This is a genomic window from Catenulispora sp. EB89, assembly GCF_041261445.1.
Lineage (GTDB): Bacteria > Actinomycetota > Actinomycetes > Streptomycetales > Catenulisporaceae > Catenulispora.
In genome coordinates, this window is sequence record NZ_JBGCCU010000015.1 from 50,986 (window position 1) to 72,062 (window position 21,077).

Sequence of the window (21,077 nt, forward strand, 5' to 3'; positions counted from 1 at the left end):
CGCATTCTGTTAGGACGTTTTCGCCCCTTGTATACGTATAGCGCGCGCCACTGACACCGCCTTGACCACCAACACGGCCCCGGCCGCCGACACGGCCTTGACCACCGACCTCACTCCGCCGGCACCGCCCCGGCCGCCGACCTCACTCCCCCGAAGCCCGAGCCGCGGCCACCAACCCCGCCGCGATCCGCGCGACGTCCTCCTCCCCCGTCACGTACGGGGGCATGACGTACAGCAGCTTCCCGAACGGCCGGATCCACACCCCCTGCGCCATCGCCGCCCCGGTCGCCACGCGCATGTCCGTCGGCTGCTCCATCTCGATCACCCCGATGGCCCCCAGCACCCGCACGTCCGCCACGCCCGGCAGCTCGCGCGCCGGTTCCAGGTGCTCCGTGAGCAGCTTCCCGATTCCGGCGACCTGTTCGCGCCACGTGCCTTCCAGCAGCAGCCCGGTCGAGGCGTACGCCGCCGCGCACGCCAGCGGGTTGGCCATGAACGTCGGCCCGTGCATCAGCACCGGGGCCTCGCCGCTGGAGATGCCGTGGGCGACGCGGGTCGTGCACAGCACCGCGGCCAGCGTCATGTAGCCGCCGGTCAGTGCCTTGCCGACGGTCATGATGTCCGGGCTGACGGCGGCGTGCCCGGCGGCGAACAGCTCGCCGGTGCGTCCGAAGCCGGTGGCGATCTCGTCGAAGACCAGCAGCAGGCCGTGCTCGTCGCACAGCGCGCGCAGTACCTTCAGCACTTCGGGGTCGTAGAAGTGCATGCCTCCGGCGCCCTGCACGACCGGCTCGACGATGATCGCCGCCAGCGTGTCGGCGTGCCGGGCCGCCAGCCGCGCCAGGTGTGCGGCGTACTCCTCGGTGAGGGTCTTCGGCGGGCGGTCGGCGAAGACGTGCTCGGGCAGCACGTCGGCCCAGAGCTGGTGCATGCTGCCCGCCGGGTCCGTCACGGCCATCGCCCCGAAGGTGTCGCCGTGGTAGCCGCCGCGCACCGTCATCAGGCGCGTGCGGGACGCGTGGCCCTGCGAGCGCTGGTACTGCAGGCACATCTTGATCGCCACCTCGACCGAGACCGAGCCGGAGTCGGCGAAGAACACGTGCTCCAGGCCGGCCGGGGCCATCGCGGTCAGGCGTTCGGCGAGGCGGACGGCCGGGGCGTGGGTGAGGCCGCCGAACATCACGTGCGCCATGGAGTCCAGCTGGTCGCGGACCGCCTGGTCCAGGACCGGGTGGCGGTAGCCGTGGATCGCCGACCACCAGGAGGCCATGCCGTCGACCAGTTCGCGGCCGTCGGCCAGGCGGATGCGGACGCCGTCGGCGCCGACCACCGGGAAGGGCTCGACCACCGAGGGCATCGGGGCGTAGGGGTGCCAGACCTTGTCGCGGTCCGCGGCGGCGAGTTCGGGGGTCCAGGGCAGTGCGTCGGTCACCGGGCTATGAAAACACTTCGGTGTGCGCGGCTCCCACCGGCGCTCGTCACGGGGCCGAACGAGCGGGGCGCGGGGCGCCGGGGCAGACGGCCGAGCAGGGCGTCGGGCAGGCCGTCGGACAGACGATCAACGAGACACTACCCACCCCCGTTCAAACTTCCGGGGGACAACTCGGTGCGCCTTCCGCCGTTCGGCTCATCGATCGGCATATATGAGGAGGAAGCGGCGCACATGTATCGGTATGCACCGCTCATCCGCCACGAACCTGAGGAAGACCAGAGTGCGCACCGGGACCCCGCGCCACACCCGCCGGACCCTCGGCGTCGCCGCCGTCGCCACGCTGCTCGGCGGGGCCCTCGGCTCGGCCGCCGTGCCGGGCACCGCGAACGCCACCGTACAGCCGGTGGCCACGCCGATTCCGCTGACCAGCGTGCCGACCGACGGCGCCACCGGCATCCGGACCGAGGTGCCGGTGAGCGTCACGGCGCAGTCCGGGGAGAAGCTGGCCGCGGTCACGCTGGCCGCGCCGGACGGGAACGCCGTGCCGGGGTCGCTGAACCCGGAGGGCACCGTGTGGACCGCGGACGACCATCTGCGGACGCACACCAAGTACACGCTCACGGCGATCGGCGTCGCCTCCGACGGCACCCAGGTGACCCGGAGCTCGTCGTTCACCACCTTCTCCCCCACGGCCGACAGCCAGCTGAAGTTCCAGACCACCGAGCCGCAGAACGGCGACCTGGTCGGCGTCGGCATGCCGATCCTGGTGCAGTTCACGCACCCGGTCACCGACCGCGCGGCGGTGGAGAAGGCGCTGGTCGTGCAGACCGACCCGCCGCAGCCGGGGCACTGGAGCTGGCTGTCGGACGCGCGCCTGGACTGGCGCCCGGAGAGCTACTGGCAGCCCGGCACCAAGGTCCGGGTGTCGCTGAACCTGGACGGCGTGCCGGCCGGGGCCGGGCAGTACGGCGGCAGCGACACCTCGTTCGCCTTCAACGTCGGGCGCAAGCAGCTCTCGCTGGTGGACCTGTCCAAGCACGAGATGACGGTCTACGACAACGACAAGGTGATCCGCTCGATGCCGGTCACCGGCGGCAAGCCGGGGGACGACACCTGGGGCGGGACCATGGCGGTCATCGACAAGGCGGCGTCGGTGCACATGCAGTCGCGCACCGTCGGGTTCGGCGACGCGTACGACATCCCGAACGTCCAGTGGGCGATCCACCTGACGTATTCGGGCACGTACATCCACGCCGCGCCGTGGTCGGTCGGATCGCAGGGCTATGCGAACGTCAGCCACGGGTGTGTCGGGCTGTCGACCGACCGCGCGGCCTGGCTGTTCCAGAGCACCCTGCCCGGGGACCTGGTGCAGGTGGTGAACTCGCCGAAGACCGTCGCGCCGGGCAACGGTTATGGAGACTGGCAGGAGAACTGGAACCAGTGGCTGAGCGGGAGCGCGGTGAAGGCTTAGGCTTTCGCCGCCGGTCCGGGACGGTGCGCGCTTGACCTGGAGTCGACTCCAGGTCGTAGCGTCCCAATCATGACGATGAACTACCGCGTCCTCGGTGCCACCGGCATCGAAGTGAGCACCTACGCACTCGGCACCATGATGTTCGGCGCGATCGGCAACCCCGACCACGCCGACGGCGAGCGGATCATCCACGCCGCGCTGGACGCCGGGATCAACTTCGTCGACACCGCGGACATGTACTCCACCGGGGAGTCCGAGGAGATCGTCGGCAAGGCCCTGAAGGGCCGGCGGGACGACGTCGTGCTGGCCACCAAGGTCCACTTCTCCCTGGACGGCGAGCGCAACCACGGCGGCAACTCCCGGCGCTACATCACCCGCGCCGTCGAGGACAGCCTGCGGCGACTGCAGACGGACTGGATCGACCTGTACCAGATCCACCGGCCGGACCCGAAGACGGACATCGAGGAGACCCTCGGCGTCCTGACCGACCTGGTGCGCGCCGGCAAGATCCGCTCCTTCGGCAGCTCCACGTTCCCGGCCGAGCAGACCGTCGAGGCCTGGCACGTGGCCGAGCGCCGCGGCCTGATGAAGTTCCGCACGGAGCAGCCGCCGTACTCGATCCTGTCCCGCGACATCGAGCGCGCACTCCTGCCCACCGCCCAGCGGCTGAACATGGGCGTCCTCACCTGGAGCCCACTGGCCTGGGGCTTCCTGAGCGGCAAGTACCGCCGCGGCACGGACGTGGACTTCACCGCCGGCCGCGCCGCCCTGCGCGCCGACCGCTTCGACCCCACCCTGCCGGCCAACGCCGCGAAGTACGACGCGGTCGAGGACCTGGTGAAGCTCGCCGACGACCTGGGCGTCACCCTCCCGCAGCTGGCGACGGCGTTCCCACTGGCGCACCCCGCGGTGACCTCGGTGATCATCGGCCCACGCACGATGGAGCAGCTGGAGTCCTCCCTGGCCGGCCAGCACCTGGTCCTGGACGACGCGACCCTGGACCGCATCGACGAGATCGTGCCCCCGGGCACGGACCTGGCGTGGGTCCAGGACGGCGGCGGCTGGCTGCCCCCGGCACTGAGCGAGAAGGCACTGCGGCGGCGCGGGGTCGGAGACAGGGCCGCGGCGGCTGCTGAGGAGTCGGGTTCGGAGTCGGGTTCGCAGTCGTAGCCGACGGACGATTCGGCCGAGTGAACGAAACCGGGATCCGCGGGTGGACGGCAGCACCCGCGGATCCCGGCCCGAGCGGAGATAATCGCAGCATGATCGAATCAGTCGCCACCGTCGCCACAGACCGCCCCGCGCGCTATCTGAAGCAGCTGGTCTCGCACCTGGGCCGCGAAGTCGACGCCGAGCAGTCGGAAGACGGCCAGAACGGCGCACTGATCTTCAGCTCAGGAGGCTGCACCCTGTCCGCCGAACCCGGCACGCTCCGCATGACGGCCCGCGCCGAGGACGCCGAACGCCTCGCAGCGGTCGAGGCCGTGGTGGCGCGGCATTTGGTGCGGTTCGGGGAGAAGGACGAGCTGGTGGTGGAGTGGTCGGCCTCGGCGGAGGTTTAGGCGGCTCGGGGGCTGAGGGCTCGGGGGCTGGGGGCTGGGGGCTGGGAGGCTCGGCGGGCTCGCGGGCGGCGAACGCGGCGTGCGCAGCGCTGGCAGACGAGCGCGCTAGCCGCATAGCAGCCCGGATCCGGCGCAGGTACAGCTGATGCGAAGTGGCGGCTCGGCGGCTTGCGACTGGCTGAGCCATCGCAGCACAGCCCGGCATCAGGCCAGCTGACAGCGGAGCGGTCGGCTGCCGCAGAGGTACGGCCGTAGACAGCGGCCCGTATTCGCTGTGTGCCAGCGGATTCGCCCTCATCAACTCTCCCGGCCGGCGCGCACCCGGCGTACCAGGTCTCGCGCCGCGTCGTCCCAGTGGGGGTAGGTGAAGCGGAAGCCGGTGTCGGGGAGGCGGCCGGGGATCACGCGGCGGCTCTTGAGCAGCAGCTCTGTGTCGGAGCGGAGGGCGAAGGCGCCGAGGGCGGCCATGGTGCGGGTCGCCGGGAGGCCGATGGGGGTGCCCCAGGCGTGGCGGAGGGTGCGCATGAAGTCGCGTTGGGGGAGGGGGTTCGGGGCGGCGAGGTTGATCGGGCCTGTCAGGTCGGGGTGGGTGGTGAGGTGGTCGAGGGCGGCGACGAAGTCGTGGGCGTGGATCCAGGACACGTACTGGTGTCCGCCCGCCACCGGGCCGCCGAGGCCGAGGCGGGCCATCCAGGCCAGGTAGTCGAAGACGCCGCCGCGGTCGGGGCTCATCACCATCGCGGAGCGGAGCGCCACTTTGCGCGTGTGCGGGGTGTTCGCCTCGGCCTGTTCGCGCTCCCAGTTCTTCGCGATCTCGACGCTGTAGGCCCAGTACGCCGGCACGCCGCTCTCGCCGCCGCCGATGACGCCGTCCTCGTCGTTCGGTGCGCCGAAGGTGTGCTGGTAGATGGTCGCCGTGCTGGCCTGGAGCCAGACCCGCGGCGGACGCTCGGCCCGGGCGATCGCCTCGCCGACCACGCGGGCCGACAGCACGCGCGAATCCATCATCTCCTGGAGGTTCGCGGGCGTGTAGCGGCAGCTGACGCTGCGTCCCGCCAGGTTCAGCACGACGTCGCACCCGTCGATCTCCCCCGCCCACGCGCCCAGTGTCCGGCCGTCCCAGCGCGCCTCGTTCGGCCGCCGCGGGTTACGGCTGAGCACGACGACCGAGTGGCCGGCCGCCGTGAACGCACGCTCGACCACCGCGCCGACCTGTCCGGACCCGCCGGGTATCACGATCTTCACCTTGCGCCTCCCGTTTAAGCGATCGCTCAAATCGTAGCGGAGGGGGTTTTGCACAGGTAGGCGGGGTCCGGGATTGTCGGGTTCCGTTGCCGGGGAAGGCTTTCGGCGCCTGGTCCTACGACTAGACGGAGAACCAGGCGAAGATCCGGAGGGAGAGCCAGCCGGAGGACCAGGCCGAGAACTAGGCCGAGAACTAGGGCGCCGATCAGGCCAAGAACCAGGTGCGAAAGCTGGCTAGGCGCCGTAGATCGTCGCCAACCGGCCCAAGCCGTCCGCGCCGTACCCCTGCGCGACGGCCCGGTCGATGGCGGCGTGCACGGCGTCGAGCATGCCGGTGTCCAGGCCGTGCGCACGCACCGCGGCAGCGATGTGCCGGATGCTTGATGCCGCGGAGGCGATCGTCGAGCGCGTACCGGGGAAGTCCCCACTTTCGATCTGGACGGCGAACCGCGTCGCCATATCCGGCAGCAGGCCGCCGATGCCGGAGGCGAATGCCGCGAACTCGGTCGGCGCGATCCCCTCGGCGGCGGCCAGGGCGAAGGAATGCAGCAGGCCGTTGGTCGCGGTCGCGAACAGGTCCAGGAGCGCCACGTCGAAGGCGCTCGCGCGGGCCGGATCGGGGCCGAGGTGGACGACGCGTCCGCCGAGGGCCGACAGCGCCGGTGCTACGACGGCGTGGACCTTCGGGTCGCCGCTCAGCAGGACCGTTCCGGCCGGCGTGCCGATCATGGGCGTCGGCGTGAGGATCGCGCCGGGCAGGTAGGCGATGTCCCGTGACGCCGCCCAGGCCGCCGTCTCCCGCACCTGGCCGGGATCCCCGCTCGTCAGATTCACCAACGGACGCCCGCCGAACTCGACGCCGTCCACGACACGACGTACCGCCTCGTCGTCGATCAGGCACGCCACCACGACATCGGACGCGAGAACCGCCTCCGCGACCGAGCCGGCCTCCGCGACCGGCCCGAAAGCCGGCTCCGACTCCAACAACGCCGAAGCCTTCCCCGGCGTCCGATTCCACACCGTCACCGCATGCCCGGCGCGGGAGAACGCCGAGGCCAACGCCTGCCCCATCGGGCCGAGGCCGAGTACTGCGATCTGCTGTGCATCACTGTCCATGCCGCGAAGCTAAAGCCTCACATTGACGTGAGAGTCAACCCTGCGTTCTCCTGATTTCATGAAGATCGGCGAACTCTCCCGCCGCACCGGCGCCTCGATCCGGGCCCTGCGCTACTACGAGGAGCAAGGCCTGCTCGCCCCGGCCCGGCTTCCCAGCGGCTACCGCATCTACGACGAACGCAGCGTCGCGACCGTCCATCGCATCCGCATCCTGCTCTCCGCGGGGCTGGGCACGTCGGCCATCGGCGAGATCCTGCCGAACGTGTACGACGACTCCGTCGTCCTCACCGGCCGCTGCCCGGAACTGCACGAGGGCCTGGCTGTCGAGCGTGCACGCATCAGCAAGCAGATCGAGGACTTGGAGGCGGCGCGGGACATCCTGGACTCGCTGATCGGGCGGCCGCTGGTGATGGCCGCCGGCTGAAGCGGCATACCTCGGTGTCGCTATACCTCGGCGCCGAGGTATAGCGATCGCGAGGTATATCGGAGGCGAGGTACGGCAGCCCGGTCAAACAGCCTCGGTTACGGCCCCGAGCAGCGCCGGCAGAAAAAGCCGCTCCAGCGTCCCCGGCGGCAGCTCCCCCGGCTCCACATAGCTCTGCGCCAGCGCGCCCTCGCGAATCGCGATCAGCATCCTGACCAGCGACTCCAGCTCCACTCCGGCACGCACCCGCATCCCGGCGCGCGTCAGCAGCTCCCCCAGCAGCTGGACCGCCTCGGCGCGCAGGCCGGCGTCGTGCTCCGCGAGCCGCTGCGCCGCATCCGGGTCGCGGATCGCCGACAGGGTGAACTCGGTCGTCACCAGGTACCAGGTGCGCTCGGCCTCGTCGAAGTCCGCGAGCGCCGCGGCGATGTCCGCCAGCGTCAGGGGTCCCGTGCCGAGTGCCGCCGCCTGTTTCTCGAAGCGTTCCAGGACGCGCTCGGCGTGCCGGTCGAAGAGTGCGAAGAAGAGCTCTTCTTTGCTCGCGAAGTTCGAGTAGAAGGCGCCGCGCGTGTAGCCGGCGCGTTCGCAGACGTCCTCGATGCGGGTGCCGCCGAACCCGTTCTCTGCGAACGCTTCGAGCGCCGCGTCGAGAAGCTTGGCCAACGTCTGCGGCCGGCGCTTCGTCGTTCCCTTGGGCACGGGTTCTTGACACCTCCTCCTGGTGCGGCAACGATACAGGAACGCATCCGATACGGAAATGTATCCGATAACCGGGAGGGCCGCCATGACCACCACCGAACCGGACGTTGAGTACGTCGAGCAGGCCGTGGGCAACTCCGCCCAGGAGCTCTACTTCCCGGTCCCGCCGACCTTCGACGACGTCGCGGCCGAGCGCCAGTACCGCAAGGAGCAGCTGGCCGCGGGGTTCCGGATCTTCGGGCGGTTCGGCTTCTCCGAGGGCGTGGCCGGGCACATCACGGTGCGCGACCCGGAGTTCCCGGACACGTTCTGGGTCAACGGTTTCGGGCAGTCCTTCAACCAGATCAAGGCCTCCGACCTGATCCGCTGCGACCACGAGGGCAACGTCCTGGAGGGCCGCTTCCACGTCAACCGGGCCGCGTTCGTCATCCACGCCGAGGTGCACCGCGCGCGCCCGGACGTCGTCGCCGCCGCGCACTCGCACTCGCTGCACGGCAAGGCCTTCGCCTCCCTGGGCATCCCGCTGGACCCGATCACGCAGGACGCGTGCGCCTTCTTCGAGGACCACGGTCTGTACCTCGGGTACGGCGGCGTGGCCAGCGACGTCGAGGAGGGCAAGCGCATCGGCGCCGCGCTGGCCGGCTACAAGGCCGCGATCCTGCAGAACCACGGTCTGATCACGGTCGGCGAGTCGGTGGCCGAGGCGGTGTGGTGGTTCGTGACGATGGAGCGCTCGTGCCAGGCGCAGCTGCTGGCGATGGCGGCCGGGACGCCGAAGCTGATCGACCGGGAGACCGCGCTGATGGTGCGCGAACAGATCGGCGGGCACTTCGCGGGGTGGTTCCAGGCGCGGCCGCTGTGGGACCAGATCACGGTCTCGGACCCGGACCTGTTCGGCTGAGGGAGCGCGTTTCGATCGAGGTGGCGATGCGACTGGCGCGCAGGTGTTGTCAGTCGAGCCATTCCAGGAGCACGTCGGTGTCGTCGGCCTGCATGGAGCTGCGCACGACCGGGTCCATGAGCTCCACCGAGCCGACGTGCTCCAACTCCAACGCCCACACGGCTTCGAGCCCGGCGAGTTGGGCCAGGCGCGCGTAGCCGCTGCGCAGCGTCGTGCGGTTCTTCAGACGTAGGCAGCGGCGCAGTGCATGTTGCACGACGACCGCGTCGCCGGCGTATGTCAGAGGCCAGGCATAGTCGGTCGGACCCCAGGCGCCCACGACCGACGGCATCACGCGCCCGACCCCGCCCAACTGCTCGCAGCGCCGGACGACGGCGATCCGTACCGACTCGGCGGTGGTGTCGTTGACGAACACGGCCTGCAGCACCTCGGGCGCGATCCGCGTCCGCCGCACCAGCCGCATCCGCGCGCTCTGGGCCGCGCGTTGGTGGCCCGCGATCCACAGGTGCCAGCGCCGGGGCCCGGGCAGCCGCACCACCGCACGCTGCACGGCCCACGCACACCCGCGCGGGGTCAGCCGCACGATCAGCACCAGCGTGAGCACGAGGGAGAACACCGCTACGACGGCGTGGATCACATCGGTTCACGGTAACGCAGAACGCTGAGGAAGGTGGGCGGCTGTTGCCTGGTGAGTGTTGCCAAAAGACAACTGGCAACCGCCGGGCCGGCGCGCTGTCCGAGCCCGCGCCCGAACCACACGCCTCGGGGCCACACGCCTCGGACCGCGAGCGGCGCCGAACCACGAGCAGCCCGATTCACGAGCGCCACGCAGCGCGAGCGCACCGCACCACGAGCGCATCGCACCGCACCGCATCGCACCGCACCGCACCGCACCGCACCGCACCGCACCGCGAGCGCACCACGAGCGCACCGCACCGCGAGCGCCACGGACCGCGAGCGGCGCCGAACCACGAGCAGCCCGATTCACGAGCGCCACGCAGCGCGAGCGCACCGCACCCGCATCGCACCGCACCGCAAGCGCCCCGAAGCGCGGGCCGTCCGCACCCGCAGCACCCCGCACCCAAGCGGCGGCCGCCGGACCGAAGTCCGACGACCGCCGCGGGTGGCCCGCCGGCGCCCGGCGTCGGCCCTGTCTCAGGACGTCAGCGCCGACTCCGGCCGGATCCGGCCCGGACCCGGCACGCCGGGCGGGCCGGTCCGGTTTCAGCGCCCGGTCACGGCATCGCCGCCAGGTGCGGGGCGACGGTGTTCACGAAACTCCAGCCGTTGCTGGCGTCCCAGTTGATCGACCAGGTCATCGCGCCGCGGATGGTCGGCCACTTGGTCGGCGGGACGTAGGAGCCGCAGCTCGTCCCGGCCGCCAGGCAGTCCAGCGCGTTGTTCACCACCGACGGCGAGACATAGCCGGCGCCGGCGCTGCCCGAGGCCGGCAGGCCCAGGCCCACCTGGTCCGGACGCAGGCCGTTCTGCAGCTGGATGCACGCCAGCTCGGTGAGGAAGTTCTCCGTGCCCTCGGCGTAGACGCCCTGGTCGCAGCCGTTCATCGTGCCGGAGTTGTAGTACTGCATGTTGACGATCGTGAGGATGTTCTTGATGTTCAGCGCCAGCTGGAAGTACGCCATGCCGGTGGACTGCATGTCGATCGTCTGCGGGGCCATCGTGATGATCAGGCTCGAGCCGACCTTGCTCGACAGCGACTGCAGCGCCTGCGCCATGTACGTGGCGTTGACGCCGTTCTCCAGGTCGATGTCGACGCCGTCGAACCCGTAGCTCTGCATGATTCCGTAGACGCTGTTGGCGAAGTTGGTCGCGGACGTCGAGTCGGCGACGCTGATCGCGCCGTTCTGCCCGCCGACCGAGATGATCACCTTCTGGCCGCGCGAGTGCAGCGTCGCGATGTCCGCCTTGAACTGCGCGTCGGTGTAGCCGCCGAGCGCCGAGGACAGCCCGGAGTCGACGCTGAACGTCACGCCGCCGGGGTTGCTCGGGTCGGCGTTGGCGAAGGCCACCGCGACCAGGTTGTAGCCGGCCGGCACGGCGGCCAGGCTCAGCGGCTGCGCGGCGTTCACGAAGTCGTGCCAGTAGCCGGTCAGCACGTGCTTGGGCAGCGAGCCGTTGCCGCCGCCGGAGCTCGCGGTCGTCGCGCTCACCGCCGAGGACTTCGCGGACTCGCCGGCGGAGTTGGTCGCCGTGACCGCGTAGCTGTAGGTGGTGGAGGCGCTGAGGCCGGAGTCGGTGTACGACGTGCCGGACGCGCTCGCGACCTTCGAACCGCCGCGGTACACGTTGTAGCCGGTCGCGCCGCTGGACGCGCTCCACGAGAGCGACACCGAGCTCGACGTCGTCCCGCTCACCGACAGACCGGTCGGGGTCGGCGGGACGGAGGGACCGCCTCCGGTCGTGGTGCCCGTGACAGCCCCGGACTGCGCCGACTCCCCTGCAGAGTTCGTCGCGGTGACCGTGTAGCTGTAACTGGTCGAGGCGCTGAGGCCGGAGTCGGTGTACGACGTGCCCGACACGCTCCCGACCTTCGAACCGCCGCGGTACACGTTGTAGCCGGTCGCGCCGCTGGACGCGCTCCACGACAACGACACCGAACTCGACGTCGTCCCGCTCACCGCGAGGCCGGTCGGCACGGGGGGCACCTGAGTCTGGCCACCCGGTCCGACGAGCGAGACGTCGTCGGCGTAGTACGTGCCCTGCCCGTACCAGCCGTGCAGGTAGATCTGGACGCTCGTGGTCGAGGCGCCGGTGGTGAAGCTGGTGCTCAGCTGCTGGTAGGAGGTCGCGGACGGGGTCCACGTGGAGCTGTAGTTGGTGGCGCCGATGTAGACGTAGGCGCCCTCGACGTAGGCCGACAGCGTGTAGGCCGAGTTCGGCTGCACGGCGATCGTCTGTGTGCACTGCGCGTCGTCGGAGTTGTTCGCGGCTCCGGACAGCGCGTGGCTGCCGCTGTGGACGGGTGAGGACACGACACTGCCGGTACCGGCGTCACAGGTCCACGGGCTCAGGCTTCCGGTCTCGAAGCCTGGGTTCACCACCAGGTTGCTGTCGGCCCGGGCGCGGGACGCGCTCAGGGCGACGGACATCGTGGCGGCTATCAGGACTGCGGCCAGCATGGCCGCGAACGCACGAAGGCGCGTTCTCGCACAGGTCAAAGCACACCTCTCACGGGGAAGACTCCTGTGATCTTGTGGGGTTAGTGGTCTACACCACAGGGGCTGTGTTCAAAATGGTGTAGACCAGACGGGGTGTCAAGAGTCTGAACCCCTGGCGATTCCTAAGGGAATGCAAAGGTTCGCCACGGCTCGGCGAGAAGCCTGCCTGGTTCCGTGATCCCGCGACGGCAGGAGCCGTCGCGGACCGGAACCGGAAGGAACTCCCATGACGTTTCGCAGAAGGCTGATCCCGGTCGCCGCGCTGGTGGTGGCGATCGGCGCTTCGGCGGCCGGTGCGGCCACTGCTGCGGAGACCGGCGGAGGCAGCGGCGGTGGCGCCGACAAGGTGCGGAAGGGGGCGAGCTGCAAGGTCGAGCTCGGCGGCACGACCCTCAAGAACGACATCGAAGCCAAGATCGCGGGCAAGGGTCACATCACAGGCAAGGGTCGGATCGTGGCCGAGGGCGGGGGTGGGGACGCTCTGGCCGCGTGCAAGAAGAAGGTCGCGACGGTCCGTCTGGACGCGGTCGCCGCGAAGCTCGGCGTGTCGAAGTCCGCGCTCACCCTGGCGCTGAAGCAGACCGAGCAGTGGGCCGTCGGCTCGTCGACGAAGCCCTCGGTGGCACAGGTCGAACAGCACCTGGCCGACTTGCTGCACGTGCCGGTTTCCAAGGTGACTTCGCTGCTCGGCGGTTTCACGCACGTCGCCGTGAAGCCCGGCGCGTGATCCGGGCGTGATCCTCTCAGCACGGTCTCAGCCCACGAAGCCAGACTGCCGACCATGCGCATCCTGGTAGTGGACGACGACCCGGCCGTCCGCCGCGCGCTGGAACACGCGTTGCGGCGCGACGGTTATCAGGTCGCCCTGGCCGCCTCCGGTACCGAGGCCCTCAGCGAGCACGCCGAGAACCCGCCGGACGCGCTGGTCCTGGACGTCATGATGCCCGAGCCGAACGGGCTGGAGATCTGCCGGCGGCTGCGCGAGGCCGGCGACGGCACGCCGATCCTGCTGCTCACGGCGCGCGACCTGATCGACGACCGGGTCGCCGGGCTGGACGCCGGGGCCGACGACTACCTCGTGAAACCCTTCGCCCTGGCCGAATTGCGGGCCCGGCTCAGGGCTCTGTTGCGTCGGACAACCGCCACCGCCACCGCCGCTGCGACCGAGCACCTCGCGTTCGGCGACATCGTGCTGGACAGCGCGGCGTGCCGCGCCACCCGCGCCGGGCGGAGCCTCGGGCTGACCCGGACGGAGTTGGCGCTGCTGGAGATGTTCCTGCGCAACCCGCGGCGGGTTCTGAGCCGGACACAGATCTTCGAGACGGTCTGGGGCTACGACTTCGGGCCGGATTCGAACGCGTTGTGGGTGAGCATCAGCTGTCTGCGATCCAAGCTGGAGGCCGACGGCGCGCCGCGGGTGATCCAGACCGTGCGCAGCCTGGGGTACGTCCTGCGGGAGGACCCGTGAGGCGGCAGGAGTCGTGAGGCGGGAGGACCCGTGAACCTGCGGACGCGGGTCGCGATCGGCGGCGGCGTGACGGTGGTCGCGGCGGTGGCGCTGGTCGGGGCGATCGAGTACCCCGCGATCGGCGCCGGGCTGCGTGCCAACACCGACGCCGACCTGGTCGCCACCGCCGACGGCGCGCCGAGCGCGTACGGGAAGCTGCTGGCCGTGGCGAGCGCGAAGGAGAAGCTCGGGCTCGGCGGCCTGAACGCGAGCTCGAAGATCGCGGTCGGCAAGGGGTTCATGGAGCTTGTCAATACTCTGATTCCAGAGACGGCCGGCAAGGGCACGCCGGTCGACGAGCGGGACCGGGCGGTAGCCGCGGGGACGGCGCCCGCGTACTTCGCCGACGTGCGCAGCGGGGGCGTGTTGTATCGCCGCTACACCGCGGAACTGCCGGGGCACCCGGGCGTGCTGGTCCGGGCCTCCACCCCGGAGTCGGACCCGACCGGGACGTTGAACCGGCTGAAATGGTTGCTGGTGCTGCTGATCCCGGCCGCCGGGCTGCTGGCCGCGGTCGGCGCGCGCCTGCTGGCCGCGCGGGTGCTCAGTCCGGTCGCGCGGTTGACGGCGGCGGCCGAGCACATCGCCGTCACCGGGGATCTGTCGGCGCCGATCGCGGTCGCCGGGCGGGACGGGGACGAGGTGGCGCGGTTGGGGGTGGCGTTCAACGCGATGACGGCGGCGTTGGACGGGTCGGTCGGGGCGCAGCGGCGGTTGGTGGCGGATGCCTCGCACGAGTTGCGGACGCCTTTGACGTCGTTGGTGACGAATCTGGAGTTGTTGGCGGAGCGGCCGGATGATCCGCAGGCGCCGGCGTTGATCGGCGAGGCGTTGCATCAGGCGTTGGCGTTGGCGGAGTTGACGAGCGATCTGGTGGATCTGGCGCGGTTCGGGGAGGCGCCGGTGCGGAGTGAGGTGGTGCGGCTGGATCTGTTGTGTGCGGATCTGGCGGGGCGGCGTGGGGCGGAGGTGGATGGGGGGAATGCGGCGGTGGTGGTGCGGGGGGATCCGGCGGCTTTGGAACGGGCTGTGGGGAATCTGGTCGACAACGCTTTGAAGTTCGGGACGCGGGCTGTGGTGACTGTCCGGACGTCGGCGGGCTCGGCGTCGGCGGTCGTCGAGGTCACGGATGACGGGCCGGGGATCCCGGAGGCGGACCTGCCGTACGTCTTCGACCGCTTCCACCGCTCGCCGGACGCGCGTGCGCTGCCGGGATCGGGGCTGGGGCTGGCGATCGCCAAGCAGGTCGCCGAGGCGCACGGCGGCCGGGTCGAGGCCGTGCCGCGGCCGGTCGGGGCGTTGCTGCGGATCACTCTCCCTGTCGCAGCAGCACCGTGAACGGGACGCCGATGCGGCGCCAGGCCTCGGCGGCCTCCTCCCAGACCTCCAGGGCGATGCTGTAGGCGTCCAGGTCGGCGAAGGCGAAGGTGTTGCTGTCCTCGACGACGGTCAGGATCCCGCCGCCGCTGCCGGGCTCCGGCGGGGGCAGCCACTGGAGGTCGGCGAGGCAGTCGGCGAGGGCGTCCCAGTTGTGGCCGAAGTAGGCGGGGAAGCGGTAGGAGCGTTCGCACTCCTCCAGGAACTGCGCCTTGTCGCGGACGCGGGAGCAGTCCACGAACACGCAGCGCCAGGCGATCTCCTCGGCCTCGACGCGGATGTCGGAGGCGGGGCGTTCGGAGTTCCAGACGTGGACCCCGGGGCCGAACTCGCCGAGGACGTGGGCCAACGCGGTCATGTCGCACCACCTCGCAGCACCCAGAGGAAGGACTTGTAGTGGTCCGGGGTGTAGTAGAGCTCGCCGCCGCGGCCGAGGATGAGCCGGCGCGCGCCGCGGTCGGCGGCGCCGGGCGTGGCGACCGTGTACTCGCGGTAGTAGCCGCTGGGTTCGGCCGGGAGGCGGCGCTCGCGGTTCTGGAAGGTGACGCCGTCCTGGCGGTACTGGAAGGTGCCGCCGTCGTCGATGCGCTTGATGACGTCGCGGGCCTCGGCGGGAAGGCTCGCCTCGGCGACGGAGGCCATGCCGGCCGGCTTGGCCGCCGCCGAACTGGAGCTCGCCTTCGAACTCGAACTCGAACTCTTGCTCGACGAGCTGCCGCACCCCGCGAGTCCGAGCACCGCCACGATCAGAAGCGCGAGCAGGGCCACGAGGGGTTTGGGGCGGCGGGGCGACGCGGACGGGGTCACGGTCGGAGCCTAACTCACGGTGATCATCAGGGCACGCGGTCGAGCGGTGGGGCGCGGGCAACGCGGCACGGGCAACGGTCGGGCAGGCACCCGATGGCCGACTGGCTGGCTGGCGCGCATTCTGTTAGGACATTTTCGCCCCTTTTATACGTATAGCGCACGCCGCTGACACGCCGAGTTCCAGCGCCTGCAGCAGCCAGAACGCGGAGCATCCCGCTCAACTCGGTCGGCAGCAGCCAGAACCAAGAGCAGCGCGGCCGGGCCAGCGCACCTGTCCCGCGCTGGCCCTCGCGACTACCCCCGAAGCATCCCGCTCAGCTCCGCCGCGGCAGCCCGCGGGTCCTCCGCCTCCGTCAGCGCCCGCACCACCACGATCCGGCGCGCGCCGGCCGCCAGCACCTCGGGGAGGTTGCCGGCGTCGATGCCGCCGATGGCGAACCAGGGGCGGGCGCCTTCCGGGGCCAGGCGGGCCGCGTACTCGACCAGGGGGAGGCCGGGGGCCGGGCGGCCGGGTTTGGTCGAGGTCGGCCAGACCGGGCCGGTGCAGAAGTAGTCCACTCCCGGTGCGATCGCTGCCGCATCGACTTCGGACTCCGCGTGGCAGGAGCGGCCGATGATCGGGCCGTCGCCGATGATGCGGCGGGCGATCGGGACCGGGAGGTCGTCCTGGCCGAGGTGCAGGATGTCCGCGCCGGTGGCGTAGGCGATGTCCGCGCGGTCGTTGACCGCCAGGAGTTTGCCGTGGCGCTTGCAGGCGTCGGCGAACACCTCTAGCGCGTTGAGTTCCTCGCGCGCTTCGATGCCCTTCTGGCGGAGCTGGACGATGTCCACGCCGCCGACGAGGACGGCGTCCAGGAACTCCGGCAGGTCGCCCTGCTTTTCCCGGGCGTCACAGCACAGGTAGAGCCGGGCGTCGGCCAGTTTCTCGCGGGGGTCTGTGCCAGCCCTCACAGTTCGGCCTGCGCGCGCCGGCGCACCTCGGTGCCTCGGTTCTCGCGCAGCGCGTCGACGGGGGTGCCGGGCAGGGAGTCGTCGGGGGTGAACAGCCAGCGCAGGGCTTCCTCGTCGGAGAACTTCGCGTCCTTGAGCAGGGTCAGGGTGCCGGTCAGGCCCTTGACCGTGTGGTCCTCGACGATGAAGCCGGCGGGGACGTGCAGGGCGTTGTTCTCGCCGCGGCGGACGGCGATCAGCTGGTTGTCGCGCAGCAGCTGGCGGATGCGGGTCACCTGGACGCCGAAGCGCTCGGCGATGTCCGGCAGGGTCAGCCACTCCCCCACGAGCACGTCGAGGGCGGGGTCGATCGAGTCGCGGTGGGCCTCGGCGTTCATGGTGCCAACTGCGGTGTTCTTCTCAGTCACGCTCCCAAGCATGCCAGCTCTTCTAGAGAACCGCCGACGTTAACGCCGCCCCGGCATCGGCCACCCGGGCGGCGTCCATGACCGCTCCGGCCGTCACCAGGCGGCGGCCCTGCGCCAGATCGCGGGGGCGGCCAACGGCCAGCACCGCGGTGAGCCGGGCGTGCGGGTCGAGCCAGCACACCGACCAGGTCGGTGCGGCCAGGTCGCCGCGCAGCACCATGCGGTCGGCGGAGGTGTGGTGTCCGACGTACTGGACCATCCGTCCGAACTGCTCGCTCCAGAAGTACGGCACCGGGTCGTACACGGCCGCGCCGACGCCTTCCAGCACGTTGGGTACCAGGGCCTGGGGTCCGCGCAGCGCGTTGTCCCAGTGCTCGACCCGGATGTGCCGGCCGCCGTAGCGCACGCTGCGATACGCCGCGACGTCCCCGACCGCGAACACGCCGGGCACGTTCGTCTCCAGGTGCTCGGAGACCAGCAGCGAGCCGTCCTTGGCGCGGTGGAACGCCTCGCCGAGCCAGCGGGTGTCCGGGCGCGCCCCGACCGCCACCAGCGTGTGGTCGGCGCCCGGCGGCGGTCCGGTGACCGGGTCCGAGCACTTCAGGTCGACCCCGGCCTCGGCGTACCAGCCGGCCATGGCCTCGCCGACGGCCGCCGGGAACACCAGGGCCAGCGGCCTCTCGCGCGCCTCGTGGACCACGACCTCGGTCCCGGCGTTGCGGGCGGCGGTGGCCACCTCGGCGCCGATCCACCCGGCGCCGACGATGGCAATGCGCGTGCCGCCGGTGATGCGCTCGCGCAGCCGCAGCGAGTCCTCGTAGGTCCGCAGCGTCTCGCCGAAGCCGAGCTGGATCGGCGTCGAGCCGGTGGCCACGATCAGCCGGTCGTAGGGCAGCTCCACGCCGGTGTCGGTGGTGACCGCGCCGGGTGTCCAGCCGACGGCGCGCTCGCCGAAGCGGCACTCCACGCCGGAGTCGGCGAAGTCGAACGCGAAGGCCAGCTCCTCGACCTTCTCGACGGTGCCGCTGCCGTTGACGGCCAGCACGGCTTTGGACAGCGGCGGCCTGTCGTAGGGCGCGTGCTGTTCCTCGCCCAGAAACGTGACCGCGCCTGGGAAACCCTTTTCGCGCAGAGACCGCACGGTGTGCAGTCCCGCCATGCCGCCACCGACGACCAGAACACGTTCCAGTTTCATCGTCCGCCACTGTATCCCGTGGAATTCCTCTATGGGCCATCATGGTCGCCGTGGCGAGCGAGGACTACCGGGAGACCCCGATCGATCCCGACGACGAGGACGGCAGCGCCGACATAGCGGCCGACGACGGCGGTCCGGACCGGGGCCGCTCCCCGCACGCCGTGCAACGTGTGACCTGGGCCGAGTTGTTCTTCGACCTGGTCTTCGTGTTCGCGGTCACGCAGGTCGCGCACGCGGTCTACGTCGGCTCCGGCTGGGCCGACCTGGGCCGCTCGGTCCTGCTGTTCGTGCCGTTCTGGTGGGCCTGGGTCGGCTGCGCCATCCTGTTCAACGGCCTGGTGATCTCCGCGACCCGGCGGCACCTGGTGCTGCTGGCGATCGCCGGCGGCGCGTTCGTCATGTGCATCTCGGTGCCGGACGCCTACGGCAACCGCGGCGTGTTGTTCGGCGCGGCGTACCTGGCCACCCGGATCCTGCTCGGGATCATCATGCAGGAGCGCGACGCCTTCCAGGTCCGGCTCAACCCGTTCACGGTCGGGGTGCTGGCCGGACTGGCCTGGACGCTGGCCGGGCTGCTGCCGGCCGACACCCGGCAGTGGGTGTGGCTGGCGATCGCGCTGGTCGAGCTCGCGGTCCCGATAGTGCTCGGGCACCGGCTGGACTACATGCAGTTCGACGCCTCGCACCTGCCGGAGCGGTTCGGGCTGTTCATCATCATCGCGCTCGGCGAGACGCTGGTCGGGATCGGGCAGGGCGGGACGCGCAACGCGCTGCACGGCGAGGAGGCCGTGACGCTGTTCGTGGCGTTTCTTTTGTCGTGCGGACTGTGGTGGACGTACTTCCAGTACGGCGCCTCGGCGACCGAGCACGCGCTGAAGGTGGCGAAGGTCCCGGCGCTGCTGGTCCGGTCCTCGTTCTCCTACGGGCACATGCTGTTCGTGCTGGGCATCATCCTGGCCGCGGCCGGGATGTCGCAGGCGGTCGCCGCTCCCCAGGCGCATCTGCACGGCGTGCACGCGCTGGTGCTCGGCAGCGGCGTCTCGCTGTACGTCGCGACCTTCTGCTACACGCGGATCATGATGTTCGGCGGGGCTTCCTACACGCGCGTGGTGGCCGCGCTGCTCGCGATCGTGGTCACGGTCGCCTCTCCCGGGCTGCCGGCGATCGTGCCGCTGGCGTTGCTGGCCGCTCTGGTGATCGCCCTGAACGCGTTCGAGTTCTACTGGGTGAGTACCGGGAAACCGCTGATGCTGGTGAACCTCTGGCAGGGCGCGGCCGGCCGGTGAAAGGGCGAAGACGGTGAAGATCCGGTGTCGATCCGCTGCTCAACCGGCGTCCCGGGAGACGGGCCCCGCCGTACATCGGACGTCGGATCTAGACTGATGACCATGCCTGCGCCTGCCAGCTCCGACGTCCTGATCATCGGCGGCGGCCTGATCGGTCTGGCCACCGCGTGGCGGACCGCGGCCCGGGGTCTGTCGGTGACGCTGTGCGATCCGGCGCCGGGGGCGAACGCGTCGTTCGCCGCGGCCGGCATGCTCACGCCGGTCACCGAGCTGCACTACGGCGAGGAGACGCTGCTCGGGCTGAACCTGGCCTCGGCCAAGCGGTATCCGTCGTTCGTCGCCGAGCTGCGCGAGGCCTCCGGCGGTCTGGATCCCGGGTACACCGAGGCCGGGACGCTGGCCGTGGCCTTCGACGCCGACGACCGCGAAGTGCTCTCCGAGCTGCACGTCTTCCAGCAGTCGCTGGGGCTGAAGGCGGAATGGCTCAACGGCCGGGAGGCGCGGCGGCTGGAGCCGATGCTGGCGCCGAGCGTGCGCGGCGGGCTGCTGGTCTCCGGCGACCACCAGGTCGACAACCGGATGCTGCTGGCCGCGTTGTTCGCGGCGCTGGAGCGGGATCCGAACGCGACCATCGTGCGCACGAAGGTCGCCGAGCTGACGGTGTCCGCGGCCGGGGACCGCGCGACCGGCGTGGTGCTGGAAGACGGCACCGCGCTTTCCGCAGACCAAGTAGTGCTGTCGGCCGGCTGCTGGTCCGGGCAGCTCGCCGGCATCCCCGCAGAACTGCTGCCGCCGGTGCGTCCGATCAAGGGCCAGATCCTGCGGCTGGCGGTGCCGGACGTCTTCCGGCCGTTCCTGTCGCGCACGGTGCGCTACGTCGTGCGCAACAACCACGCCTACCTCGTCCCGCGCGAGCACGGCGAGCTGGTGCTCGGCGCCACGGTCGAGGAGCAGGACTACGACACCGCGGTCACCGCCGGCGGCGTCTACGAGCTGCTGCGCGACGCCCGCGAACTGGTCCCCGGCATCACCGAGCTGCCGCTGATCGAGAGCCGCGCGGCGCTGCGCCCCGGCACCCCCGACAACGCCCCGCTGATCGGCCCCACCGCGCTGCCCGGGCTGCTGTACGCCACCGGGCACTACCGGCACGGCGTGCTGCTCACCCCGGCCACCGCCGACGGGGTCGCGGAGATCCTGGCGACCGGCACCGTCCCGGAGGCGCTGGCCCCCTTCAGTCCCCAGAGGTTCGCCGTGTCCGGGACGCGTCCGGAGAAATGAGCGCTGAGCACATCATGCAGCTGTCAGTGAACGGCGAGCCCTCGCAGATCGCCGAGGGCACCACCGTCGCCGATCTGGTCGTCTCGCTGGTCCAGGCGGCGCGGGAGGGCAACCGCGGCGGGATCGCGGTCGCCGTCAACGAAACCGTCGTCCCCCGCGCGTCCTGGGACGGCACCCCGCTCAACGCCGGCGACCGGGTCGAGATCCTGACCGCCGTGCAAGGAGGCTGAAACCGCCGTG

At 70.9% G+C, this 21,077-nt stretch carries 22 protein-coding genes; 11 read left to right on the forward strand and 11 right to left on the reverse strand.

The genetic code is table 11. The features are described 5' to 3' along the window. Positions 1 to 142: 142 nt before the first annotated feature. Positions 143 to 1,432: an adenosylmethionine--8-amino-7-oxononanoate transaminase gene (locus ABH920_RS28635; RefSeq protein ID WP_370352265.1), complete on the reverse strand. Its 1,290-nt coding sequence runs from the start codon at positions 1,430 to 1,432 to the stop codon at positions 143 to 145. A gap of 280 nt (positions 1,433 to 1,712) precedes the next feature. Here ABH920_RS28635 and ABH920_RS28640 point away from each other — a divergent pair, with 280 nt between their 5' ends. The 3 genes from ABH920_RS28640 (at position 1,713) to ABH920_RS28650 (ending at position 4,465) form a co-directional block, all read left to right on the forward strand. Further along, positions 1,713 to 2,903 (forward strand): Ig-like domain-containing protein, encoded by a 1,191-nt coding sequence (locus ABH920_RS28640; RefSeq protein ID WP_370352266.1) that lies wholly within the window; start codon positions 1,713 to 1,715, stop codon positions 2,901 to 2,903. A gap of 75 nt (positions 2,904 to 2,978) precedes the next feature. Continuing rightward, entirely contained in the window at positions 2,979 to 4,073 is a 1,095-nt protein-coding gene (locus ABH920_RS28645; RefSeq protein ID WP_370352477.1) for an aldo/keto reductase, read from the forward strand. Positions 4,074 to 4,165: 92 nt separating this feature from the next. Next, positions 4,166 to 4,465, forward strand: a complete 300-nt coding sequence (locus tag ABH920_RS28650; protein ID WP_370352267.1) for a DUF2218 domain-containing protein — start codon at positions 4,166 to 4,168, stop codon at positions 4,463 to 4,465. A gap of 297 nt (positions 4,466 to 4,762) precedes the next feature. Here ABH920_RS28650 and ABH920_RS28655 read toward each other — a convergent pair whose 3' ends face one another. Both ABH920_RS28655 and ABH920_RS28660 read right to left on the reverse strand, forming a co-directional pair. Next, complete coding sequence (locus tag ABH920_RS28655) at positions 4,763 to 5,710, reverse strand: TIGR01777 family oxidoreductase (protein WP_370352268.1); 948 nt, start codon at positions 5,708 to 5,710, stop codon at positions 4,763 to 4,765. A 234-nt stretch (positions 5,711 to 5,944) separates the two neighbouring features. Further along, the gene (locus tag ABH920_RS28660) at positions 5,945 to 6,826 is read right to left on the reverse strand and encodes an NAD(P)-dependent oxidoreductase (RefSeq protein WP_370352269.1); all 882 of its coding nucleotides are present in this window, start codon (positions 6,824 to 6,826) and stop codon (positions 5,945 to 5,947) included. Between the two features lie 58 nt (positions 6,827 to 6,884). Here ABH920_RS28660 and ABH920_RS28665 point away from each other — a divergent pair, with 58 nt between their 5' ends. Continuing rightward, on the forward strand, positions 6,885 to 7,250 hold the full coding sequence (locus ABH920_RS28665; protein ID WP_370352271.1) for a MerR family transcriptional regulator: 366 nt from the start codon (positions 6,885 to 6,887) through the stop codon (positions 7,248 to 7,250). An 84-nt stretch (positions 7,251 to 7,334) separates the two neighbouring features. On the opposite strand, the gene ABH920_RS28670 is transcribed toward ABH920_RS28665, so the two are convergent. Next, positions 7,335 to 7,949, reverse strand: coding sequence for a TetR/AcrR family transcriptional regulator (locus ABH920_RS28670; protein ID WP_370352272.1), 615 nt, complete (start codon positions 7,947 to 7,949; stop codon positions 7,335 to 7,337). 85 nt (positions 7,950 to 8,034) lie between these two features. On the opposite strand from ABH920_RS28670, the gene ABH920_RS28675 reads away from it, so the two are divergent. Beyond that, complete coding sequence (locus ABH920_RS28675) at positions 8,035 to 8,850, forward strand: class II aldolase/adducin family protein (RefSeq protein ID WP_370352273.1); 816 nt, start codon at positions 8,035 to 8,037, stop codon at positions 8,848 to 8,850. Positions 8,851 to 8,899: 49 nt separating this feature from the next. Here ABH920_RS28675 and ABH920_RS28680 read toward each other — a convergent pair whose 3' ends face one another. Both ABH920_RS28680 and ABH920_RS28685 read right to left on the reverse strand, forming a co-directional pair. Further along, positions 8,900 to 9,487 (reverse strand): hypothetical protein, encoded by a 588-nt coding sequence (locus ABH920_RS28680; RefSeq protein WP_370352274.1) that lies wholly within the window; start codon positions 9,485 to 9,487, stop codon positions 8,900 to 8,902. Between the two features lie 598 nt (positions 9,488 to 10,085). Next, on the reverse strand, positions 10,086 to 11,990 hold the full coding sequence (locus tag ABH920_RS28685) for a glycosyl hydrolase family 18 protein (RefSeq protein WP_370352275.1): 1,905 nt from the start codon (positions 11,988 to 11,990) through the stop codon (positions 10,086 to 10,088). A 265-nt stretch (positions 11,991 to 12,255) separates the two neighbouring features. Here ABH920_RS28685 and ABH920_RS28690 point away from each other — a divergent pair, with 265 nt between their 5' ends. Genes ABH920_RS28690 through ABH920_RS28700 form a run of 3 tightly spaced genes read left to right on the forward strand, consistent with a single transcriptional unit; the run spans position 12,256 to position 14,874 of the window. Next, complete coding sequence (locus ABH920_RS28690; RefSeq protein ID WP_370352276.1) at positions 12,256 to 12,756, forward strand: hypothetical protein; 501 nt, start codon at positions 12,256 to 12,258, stop codon at positions 12,754 to 12,756. Between the two features lie 54 nt (positions 12,757 to 12,810). Further along, a complete protein-coding gene (locus ABH920_RS28695) occupies positions 12,811 to 13,497 on the forward strand; it encodes a response regulator transcription factor (protein ID WP_370352277.1) in 687 nt (228 codons plus the stop codon). Between the two features lie 30 nt (positions 13,498 to 13,527). Continuing rightward, the gene (locus ABH920_RS28700) at positions 13,528 to 14,874 is read left to right on the forward strand and encodes a sensor histidine kinase (RefSeq protein ID WP_370352278.1); all 1,347 of its coding nucleotides are present in this window, start codon (positions 13,528 to 13,530) and stop codon (positions 14,872 to 14,874) included. Here ABH920_RS28700 and ABH920_RS28705 read toward each other — a convergent pair. From ABH920_RS28705 to ABH920_RS28725, 5 genes are all read right to left on the reverse strand, one after another. Next, a complete protein-coding gene (locus ABH920_RS28705; protein ID WP_370352279.1) occupies positions 14,846 to 15,271 on the reverse strand; it encodes a barstar family protein in 426 nt (141 codons plus the stop codon). The genes ABH920_RS28700 and ABH920_RS28705 overlap by 29 nt on opposite strands. Then, on the reverse strand, positions 15,268 to 15,720 hold the full coding sequence (locus ABH920_RS28710; RefSeq protein WP_370352280.1) for a ribonuclease domain-containing protein: 453 nt from the start codon (positions 15,718 to 15,720) through the stop codon (positions 15,268 to 15,270). Before ABH920_RS28710 ends, ABH920_RS28705 begins: the two co-directional genes overlap by 4 nt. 294 nt (positions 15,721 to 16,014) lie before the next feature. Beyond that, complete coding sequence (thiE, locus tag ABH920_RS28715) at positions 16,015 to 16,671, reverse strand: thiamine phosphate synthase (protein ID WP_370352282.1); 657 nt, start codon at positions 16,669 to 16,671, stop codon at positions 16,015 to 16,017. After that, the gene (locus tag ABH920_RS28720) at positions 16,668 to 17,048 is read right to left on the reverse strand and encodes an Rv2175c family DNA-binding protein (RefSeq protein ID WP_370352478.1); all 381 of its coding nucleotides are present in this window, start codon (positions 17,046 to 17,048) and stop codon (positions 16,668 to 16,670) included. The genes thiE and ABH920_RS28720 overlap by 4 nt, the downstream gene beginning before the upstream one ends. 52 nt (positions 17,049 to 17,100) lie before the next feature. Continuing rightward, positions 17,101 to 18,273 carry an NAD(P)/FAD-dependent oxidoreductase gene (locus tag ABH920_RS28725; protein WP_370352283.1) on the reverse strand — a complete coding sequence of 391 codons (1,173 nt, stop codon included), beginning with the start codon at positions 18,271 to 18,273 and terminating at the stop codon, positions 17,101 to 17,103. Positions 18,274 to 18,323: 50 nt separating this feature from the next. Here ABH920_RS28725 and ABH920_RS28730 point away from each other — a divergent pair, with 50 nt between their 5' ends. The 3 genes from ABH920_RS28730 to thiS all read left to right on the forward strand — a co-directional run bounded on the left by ABH920_RS28730 (position 18,324) and on the right by thiS (position 21,067). Next, a complete protein-coding gene (locus tag ABH920_RS28730) occupies positions 18,324 to 19,559 on the forward strand; it encodes a low temperature requirement protein A (protein WP_370352284.1) in 1,236 nt (411 codons plus the stop codon). Between the two features lie 102 nt (positions 19,560 to 19,661). After that, positions 19,662 to 20,837: a glycine oxidase ThiO gene (thiO, locus tag ABH920_RS28735; RefSeq protein WP_370352285.1), complete on the forward strand. Its 1,176-nt coding sequence runs from the start codon at positions 19,662 to 19,664 to the stop codon at positions 20,835 to 20,837. Continuing rightward, complete coding sequence (gene thiS / locus ABH920_RS28740) at positions 20,834 to 21,067, forward strand: sulfur carrier protein ThiS (RefSeq protein ID WP_370352286.1); 234 nt, start codon at positions 20,834 to 20,836, stop codon at positions 21,065 to 21,067. Before thiO ends, thiS begins: the two co-directional genes overlap by 4 nt. The last annotated feature ends 10 nt before the right edge of the window (positions 21,068 to 21,077 follow it).